Source organism: Pedobacter agri PB92 (assembly GCF_000258495.1).
GTDB classification, from domain to species: domain Bacteria; phylum Bacteroidota; class Bacteroidia; order Sphingobacteriales; family Sphingobacteriaceae; genus Pedobacter; species Pedobacter agri.
This window is the reverse complement of sequence record NZ_AJLG01000345.1, coordinates 1-814: the sequence shown is the minus strand read 5'-3', so window position 1 is coordinate 814 and position 814 is coordinate 1. Positions and strand designations below refer to the sequence as shown.

Genomic DNA, 814 nt, shown 5'->3' with positions numbered 1-814 from the left:
TTCTGCGATCCGGGTGCCATTGGTGGTAATCACCAGCTCAACCGGGAGTTTCCCCAGGGCCAGGATAATCTCCGCAGCATCTTTGCGTACCAACGGTTCACCACCGGTTAACCTGATTTTTTTAACGCCTTGATCTACAAAGGTTTTAGCCAATGCAAAAACTTCCGCTGGTTGCATCAATCGCGAAGCGGGCGTAAAATCATAATCTTCTTCAGGCATACAATAAAAGCAACGGAAGTTGCAATTATCGGTTAGCGATATTCGTAAATAATCATGTACTCTTCCAAACGCATCTGCTATCATTGATGATTAATTAAGTTGTGATAATCTGTTGCCGTATCGATATCGATATGACCGAGCTCAAAAGGAATAGATGATACATCATCAAGATGTTGTTTGATGATATTTTTTGCACCGCCTGAACCCTGTAAATTTAGTAATTTATTGAAGTATTTCTTGTTGAACAACGCGGGAGTGCCTGTTGTTTGCAAATAATGAGCAGTGACAATCTTTTTATTTTCAGATTTGAATTTTTGATACAATACTTCCAGAATATCAGAAGTAATATGCACTTGGTCGGCTACGGTTATGATAATATTTTCTGTATCTGAAAAATCTCTTAAAATCACATTCATCCCGGTTGCAATACTTGATGACATTCCTGTTTTCCAATCTTCATTAAGCACAAATGTGATCCGGGCATAATGGTGAGCATCCATGATTTCCTTTGCATAGGCTCCAAGTACAACAATAATCGGGCTAAAGCTGGTTTGTACAGCCGCCTGGATGGCAATATCCAGAAAAGTGTGTACGT

At 39.8% G+C, this 814-nt stretch carries 2 protein-coding genes; both read right to left on the bottom strand.

The window, feature by feature from the left end:
* A partial coding sequence (locus ON09_RS23815) for a radical SAM protein (protein ID WP_010603578.1) occupies window positions 1-303 on the bottom strand: 303 nt, incomplete at its 3' end.
* Window positions 300-814 (bottom strand): nucleotidyltransferase family protein (locus ON09_RS23810; protein WP_010603577.1); only part of this gene is annotated, 515 nt, incomplete at its 5' end. The genes ON09_RS23810 and ON09_RS23815, both read right to left, overlap by 4 nt.